At 57.7% G+C, this 6,578-nt stretch carries 6 protein-coding genes; 5 read left to right on the top strand and 1 reads right to left on the bottom strand.

Features of this window, described 5'->3' with window-relative positions; all coding sequences use genetic code 11:
* Positions 1-247, bottom strand: a 247-nt coding sequence (locus AR540_RS24500; protein ID WP_059226329.1) for an IS5 family transposase, incomplete at its 3' end; no start/stop codon positions are given.
* A gap of 89 nt (positions 248-336) precedes the next feature.
* Here AR540_RS24500 and AR540_RS01300 point away from each other — a divergent pair.
* The 5 genes from AR540_RS01300 (at position 337) to AR540_RS01280 (ending at position 6,550) form a co-directional block, all read left to right on the top strand.
* Entirely contained in the window at positions 337-1,701 is a 1,365-nt protein-coding gene (locus tag AR540_RS01300) for an ATP-grasp domain-containing protein (protein ID WP_236711985.1), read from the top strand.
* A gap of 31 nt (positions 1,702-1,732) precedes the next feature.
* Positions 1,733-2,962, top strand: a complete 1,230-nt coding sequence (locus tag AR540_RS01295) for an ATP-grasp domain-containing protein (protein ID WP_059226044.1) — start codon at positions 1,733-1,735, stop codon at positions 2,960-2,962.
* 31 nt (positions 2,963-2,993) lie between these two features.
* Positions 2,994-3,890, top strand: a complete 897-nt coding sequence (locus AR540_RS01290; RefSeq protein ID WP_059226043.1) for an EamA family transporter — start codon at positions 2,994-2,996, stop codon at positions 3,888-3,890.
* Between the two features lie 82 nt (positions 3,891-3,972).
* Positions 3,973-5,253, top strand: coding sequence for an aminotransferase class V-fold PLP-dependent enzyme (locus AR540_RS01285; RefSeq protein WP_082706866.1), 1,281 nt, complete (start codon positions 3,973-3,975; stop codon positions 5,251-5,253).
* Between the two features lie 115 nt (positions 5,254-5,368).
* A complete protein-coding gene (locus AR540_RS01280; RefSeq protein ID WP_059226042.1) occupies positions 5,369-6,550 on the top strand; it encodes a hypothetical protein in 1,182 nt (393 codons plus the stop codon).
* The last annotated feature ends 28 nt before the right edge of the window (positions 6,551-6,578 follow it).

Below are 6,578 nucleotides of genomic sequence, written 5' to 3'. Positions count from 1 at the left end.
GTAGGCGCTCGAGAACTCGATCAAAGGTGCCGTCATCTCGCCAGTCACGAAACCGCTGATACACCGTCGACCAGGGGCCGAACCGCTCTGGCAGGTCGCGCCAGGCAGCACCTGAACACAGGATCCAGAAGATGCCATTGAGCATCAGCCGGTCATCACTGCGTGGCCGCCCCCTCTTCTGCTCAGGCGAAACAACATCTGCAATCAGCTCCCACGCTTCATCCGGGAGTTCGTAACGCTTTGCCATGCGGCCCTCCAGCCCCTCATGGTGCCAATTCTACTCGCTCGGATTTTTCGTACAGAGCCTAAGCAAAGCCTGGAACAGCAATGCTGTCCATGAACAATTCCATGCATTTGAGAATGACGAAAATGCCACAGCGTGCGCCTGTATTGTTAATAGTGGACTACAACTTGAGCCGGATCGGCGATGTCCTGCACATGCGCAACTATGCTCGCCAGCAATGGGGCGCCGAGACTTGGCTGGTGCGGGACAATCCTCAGGATCATGACCGGCAGATCAGTGACCGGGTCATCGATGCCGACCCGTTGGTCCCGGATTTCATCAGCCATGTGCTGCGTCAGTTGGGCGAAGACTCAGGCAGAGTCAGTGCCGGAATAGTGTTCTCCGACAATGCGGTCGCTAGCGGTGCGGCGCTGCTCGAACACCTCGGTCTACCGGTGGACGACGCCATGCTGGCACTGGGCGCCTTTGACAAACTGGCCTACCGCATCGTCGAGCGTCGCGACCGTCCCCTGCTCGAACTGTGGGGGATCATGCTGCCGGACTTCCAGCAGATCGAATGCATCAACGATGTGCGCGATTTCGCCCTGCGTCAGGATCGTGGCTTCGTCATCAAACCTGCGTGTGAAGGTAATAATCGCGGGGTGGTGATGGTCGCACCAGGGGACGATTGCGAGCAGGCCTTTGCTGAAGTTGCACCCTACCTGGAGGGTGGTGTGTTGGCAGAGGCGTTCATTAGTTTCACTCGCGAATACTCTTATGACGGCTTGGGCGATCTGTGGTTCATCACGGAGAAAGTCAGCGCCACCGGACGTTATCCCGTGGAAATAGCGCAGATCCTGCCCGCACGCCTGAACCAGTCAGAGCGTCAGGCGATTCACCGGACCGGCCAGGAGGTCAATCGTCTGATCGGCCAGCGAATCGGTCCGTTTCACAACGAGATCAAACTCAGTGATGCCCATTACCAGACGGCCGTGATCGAGCCTAACCGTCGTCCCGGCGGCATGAAAATCTGGACGCTGGCGCAAGCGGTACATGGCGTCGATCTGTATGCGGCGTGGGTCGACTCGGTGTTCTCCGCGCTGTTGCCACAGGAGCTACCACCGGCAACCTGCAGTGCCGCCACGGTGATGTTCGGCGTACCCGAGGATATGACGCTCGACGTGATCGAGCTGGGCGAAATCCGCCCCTTGGTTGATGACACGCTGAAGTTGGCGGCTCAGGTCCTCGACCTGGCCGAGAACGATATCGCGGTGCTCGAATGCGCGTGGATCATCGGTCAGTCACGGCTGATCCATGCAACACCAAGAGACAACAGCGACTTCGTAGCCCAGGCATGTGTCGCGTTGCATGACGCGCGCATCGACATTCGCGATCTGGTGACAGTGCTGCGCGAACAGTGGCTCAAGGTACTAAGCCGTCACCTATCCGCTGCGCAATTGTTCAGCGTTGCGTCTTGACCTCTCTTCAATACGATTTGAGATCCCCGGCATGAAAATCCTGATTCTTCACCGTGTTCCGTATCCGCGTATCGAATACCACCGTGGGATTGACCATAACTTGCACGATGTCACCTACATCGGCAAACAATCGGCGATCGATACGCTCCCCGCCGACCTGCGCTGCCACCGCGTGGTGCGAGCCGGTCTTGACGGTGCCTTCGATGAAACTCTGGCGTGGCTGGCCGAAAGCCCACAAACCTTTGATCGCGTCATTTCGATGTCCGAGTACGAATTGCTTGACGCGGCGCGCTTACGCGAGGCTCTGGATATTGCAGGCGCGTCGGTGCAGTCGGTGACGCTGGTACGCAACAAACTGGAGATGAAAGCAGCAGTTCAAGCCCAACAGTTGCGTGTACCACGCTTCATGTCGCTGGAACGCTATCTTGCGCTTCAAGGCCAGGTGCCGTGGACTGGCGCAACCGTGTTGAAACCTCACAGTGGGGCGTCAAGCATGGACGTCAGCATTCATCAGCAACCGGCCCGCGCCTTCGATGAGATTAGGCACAAGATCGGTAGTCTTGCTCTACGCATTGATGAGTTTCAGGTCGAAGAGTACATCAGTGGCCCGATTCGCCATTTCGACGGTCTGGTATTGAACGGTCGGGTTATCACTCTGCTGTCCAGCGAATATGTGGGTACCTGTCTGGATTACATGGAGCGCGGTCAACCGCTCGGCTCAATGCACATCGAAACCACGGCGTCGATGTATGAGTGGGTCAGCGCGGCGCTGCAGGCGGTGCAGATTCACAACGGCGCTTTTCATCTGGAAGCCATCATGGCGGGCGACGAGCCGGTGTTCCTCGAGGTCGGTAACCGGGTCGGTGGCGCGGATGTGGTCGCGACCTATGAGCTCGCCACGGGCATCCACTTGCCTTCCATGGAATTACGCATTCACGTAGACGGTGAGCTAGATCTTTCGACCTTCAGTCGCCAGCAGAGCGACCTGGGTTTCGGCTGGTTTGTATTCCCGGGGCACACCCATCCGGAGCGGATCTACCGAGGCCTTGACGGCGCTGAAGAGCTACGCGCGAGTGCGCACGTCGTGCAATGGAACGAATTGTCAGTAGGCGCGCTGTTGCCGGAGCACGTGACGTATTCGGCGTTCGAGGCGCCATTGGCCGGCATCGTCAAAAGCGCCGATCCCCAGCAGACCCGGGCCTGGATGCAAGCGTTGTTTTCACGTGTGCGTCTGGCACATGACCTTACTTCTGTGGCGTGACACCGACCTCCTTCATCAAGGCAAATAATCCATGAAACCACTACACGTCGTGTTGGCTGTATTGATAACGGCAATCTGGGGTGTGAACTTCTCGGTGATCAAGCTGGGACTGGCCACCGTCGATCCGTTCATCCTGGCGGGCATCCGCTTCAGTCTCTGTGCGTTACCGGCGATTTTCTTCATCCGTAAACCCGATGTGCCGTGGCGCTACATCATTTGCTATGGCTTGGTGTTCGGCATTGGTCTATGGGGCGTGGTCAATCTGGGTATCAAGGCCGGACTGTCGGCGGGTATCGCGTCGCTGGTACTGCAGTTCAGTGCGTTCTTCACCATCCTGCTGGGCGGTTGGGTGTTCAAGGAAGCGCTGACCCGCTTTCAAGTGCTGGGCATGTTGATCGCCCTCGCCGGGCTGTTGTGCATCATCAAGATCAGTGACGGGTCGGTGAGCCTCTCCGGCGTGGTACTGGTGCTGGTGGGCGCGGCGTCTTGGAGCGTTGCTAACCTCATCAACAAGAAGGCTAATACCAAGGATGTCTTTGGCTTTCTGGTCTGGTCCAGCGCCTTTGCACCGATTCCGCTATTCATCCTCGATTACGCGGTGAACGGCAGTGCCGGCTACACCGCGTTTGTCAGTCAGGTGAACACGACTGCCGTGTTGTCGATCCTGTTCCAGGTCTATCCCAACACCCTGTTCGCTTACTGGATCTGGAACTCGCTGCTCAAAACCTATCCGGTCTCCACAGTGGCGCCCCTGTCTCTGCTGGTGCCGATCTTCGGCATGCTCAGCTCGGTGGTGGTGTTCAACGAAAGTGTGCCGGTGAGCAAAGTGCTGGCGGTGGTGCTGATCGTAATCGGCCTGGCCGTCGGCCTCTATGGTCAGCGTATTTTCAATGCAATATTTGCGCGTCCTGCGCGCACTTCGATGTGAATCAATAGGGAGCCGGTATGAGTCTATGAAAAGACGTGATTTTATGGGAGCTACTGTAGGAGCGACCCTGATTGGAGACAGCATGTTTGCAGGTGTAGTAAACGCAAAAGTGGGTCAAGCGCCTGATGAAAACATGACGACATTTGATCCTGCCGATTGGGCGTCGGTACGGGCACAGTTCAACCTGTCGCCGGAGTTTGTGCACATTTCCAATTTCTTTCTAGCGTCCAACCCCAAGCCGGTACGCGATGCGATGGCGCGCCACCGCCAAGCCTTCGATGAGAACCCTTACACCTACCTTGAAGACAATATGTTCGCCAGCCCCGGAGATATGGTTTGGCGCAAGGTTTGTGCGGCGGCGGCGGAGTACACCGGCGGGCGGGCCGAGGACATCGCGCTGACCACGAGCACCACGCAGGGGCTGGCGATGATTTACAACGGCCTGAAGCTAGGCTCTGGCCAGGAAATTCTCACCACCCATCACGAGTGGTATACCCACGACGAGGCCATGCGCCTGGCAGTGGTCAAATGGGGTGGGAGCATTCGTCGCATCGACCTGTATGAGGGGCCTGAGGATGTCAGTGTCGACGCGATCGTCGCGCGTATAGAAGCGGCCATCAAACCCACGACGCGCATTCTGGCCATGACCTGGGTGCATTCGGGCACTGGCGTGCGCTTGCCGCTCAAGGACATCGGTAACCTCGTGGTCCGACTCAATCGTGATCGCGCTGAAGCCGATCAGATCATCTATGTGGTCGACGGTGTGCACGGCTTTGGTTGTTCCGAGGCGCAGGTGGACAGTTTGGGCTGCGACTTTTTCAGTGCCGGTACGCACAAGTGGATTCTTGGCCCGCACGGTACGGGGCTGGTCTGGGCACGTGAAGGTCAATGGGCGCAGATCACTCCCACCATCCCTACCATCATGGCCGCCGAGCCTGGCAATGCCTGGCGCCAGCAACGCGATCCGCAAGGTGAAACGCAGGCCGCCTGGGTCAGCCCTGGTGGGTTCTTGGCGTTTGAAAACCAGTGGGGGGTGATCGAGGCATTCGAGTTCATCAAGAAGATCGGCCGCAAGCGCATCGCCGACCGCGTCGCCGAACTCAACGGTCAACTGAAGGAAGGCCTGGCGAAGCTGCCCAATGTGTACCTGCACACGCCCCGTTCCGCCGAGTTTTCCGCTGGCATCGTTTGCTGCGACGTTAAAGGCTGGACACCCAAGGATGTCGTGGCGAAGTTGAAAGTGCAGAAGATCATTGCCAGTGCCACGCCGTATCGCCATTCGACGGTGCGTTTCTCTGCCGGAATCATCAACACCCCCGAAGATATCGAGAAAACCCTCCAGGTCATGCGCACCTTTGCCTGACACCCAGCCAGCCGGATCGACGTCAGTATTCTGTACCGCTCAATATGGTTGAGGGGCTGATGTCGGTCGTTCAAATTCAATGAGTCGTACTTACTTTGGTGCCAGGATCGACAATATGAGTGAACACCAAAGCACCCTAAAAGAGTTGGCCAACTTCCTGTTCTGCTCGACGGTATACCGCTTGTTTTCCGGTGCACTGCTGGTCTCTTTAACCTGGACGATTCTCAAGCAGAACGATGGCGGTTATTTGCCATTGGCCCTGGCGATTTTCTGCTCGTTCATACCGGCGTTCATCACGCCGGTGATGATCAAGCGTCTGTCGCGCCACGTGACCGGACGCCAGATGAGCAGCCTGTTCGTCCTATGCCTGGCGGGCTTGGCGCTGATCTCCGGGTTCTCACGCAACTTTACGCTCGGCCTGCTGATCACCAACCTGTTTGTGTGGCTGATGATCATGTCGCTCGAGGCCAGTCTGGACATGTGGTTTACCCAACTGCAACGGGGTATGGATGAAACCAAGGTAAGGCGGATCAGTGGCGCTACCACGGCTACCAGCCAGGCGGCCCTGATGATCGGTCCGTTGTTGGCCGCGGGTTTGATGCCGATTCTGACCGGCATCGGTTTTTCCCTTGTACTGAGCGCCGGTTTCTTGCTGGTTGCGGGTATTGGCTACACGCGCAATGGCCTGCCCATGGACGTTCGCGAGAAGCTCGAAGTAGCAGCTCCTGCCAGACTTCCAATGACCTTATTTGTGCCGATGGTGCTTATTTGGCCGATTCTAGGCGCGTTCAATTTCATGCTGCCGGTGTATGTATCGAATCGCGGATGGACGCTGTTTGAACTGGGTGTACTGGATGCCATGTTCGGCTTGGGCATGGCGCTGATCGGTGTGCTGGTCATCATAGCCAACACCGGCCGTAACCTGCTGGTTTACCTCCTGGCGCTGACGGCGCTGGCGGGGATTGCCACCGCGATGTGGTGGCTGATGCCGGACAGGCTGCTGCTCAAAATGCTGAGTCTGTTGATTCTGGGAATGGCCTTTGGCGGTGCTCGGGTACATATCCGTGTTGCGATTGCCTGCCGCTACAGCGAAGCGGTCGTTGGCTTGTACGTAAGCAAGGCAAATGCCTTGGCAACGCCAATGTTGCTGCTGATCCTTGGTCTGCAGTTGGCGATCATCGAGAACGCCTGGCTGCCGCCGTTCCTGTTGGTGACCCTTTCGGTCGTGCTATTGCTGCAGACTTCTGCGACGCGTTTTGCCCGAGGGCAAACGCCTGTCGAAGGCGTGGGGGCCTGAACGCCGAACTACAACGGTAACGACCGCT

It is taken from the genome of Pseudomonas sp. EpS/L25, assembly GCF_001512295.1.
In the GTDB taxonomy this organism is placed as follows: Bacteria; Pseudomonadota; Gammaproteobacteria; order Pseudomonadales; family Pseudomonadaceae; genus Chryseomonas.
This window is presented reverse-complemented; position numbering and strand designations above follow the sequence as displayed.

What these genes read in the sequence shown, in the direction of transcription:
- AR540_RS01300 (WP_236711985.1), top strand. Translation starts at nt 337, where the DNA reads ATGAACAATTCCATGCATTTGAGAATGACGAAAATGCCACAGCGTGCG.
- AR540_RS01295 (WP_059226044.1), top strand. Translation starts at nt 1,733, where the DNA reads ATGAAAATCCTGATTCTTCACCGTGTTCCGTATCCGCGTATCGAATAC.
- AR540_RS01290 (WP_059226043.1), top strand. Translation starts at nt 2,994, where the DNA reads ATGAAACCACTACACGTCGTGTTGGCTGTATTGATAACGGCAATCTGG.
- AR540_RS01285 (WP_082706866.1), top strand. Translation starts at nt 3,973, where the DNA reads ATGTTTGCAGGTGTAGTAAACGCAAAAGTGGGTCAAGCGCCTGATGAA.
- AR540_RS01280 (WP_059226042.1), top strand. Translation starts at nt 5,369, where the DNA reads ATGAGTGAACACCAAAGCACCCTAAAAGAGTTGGCCAACTTCCTGTTC.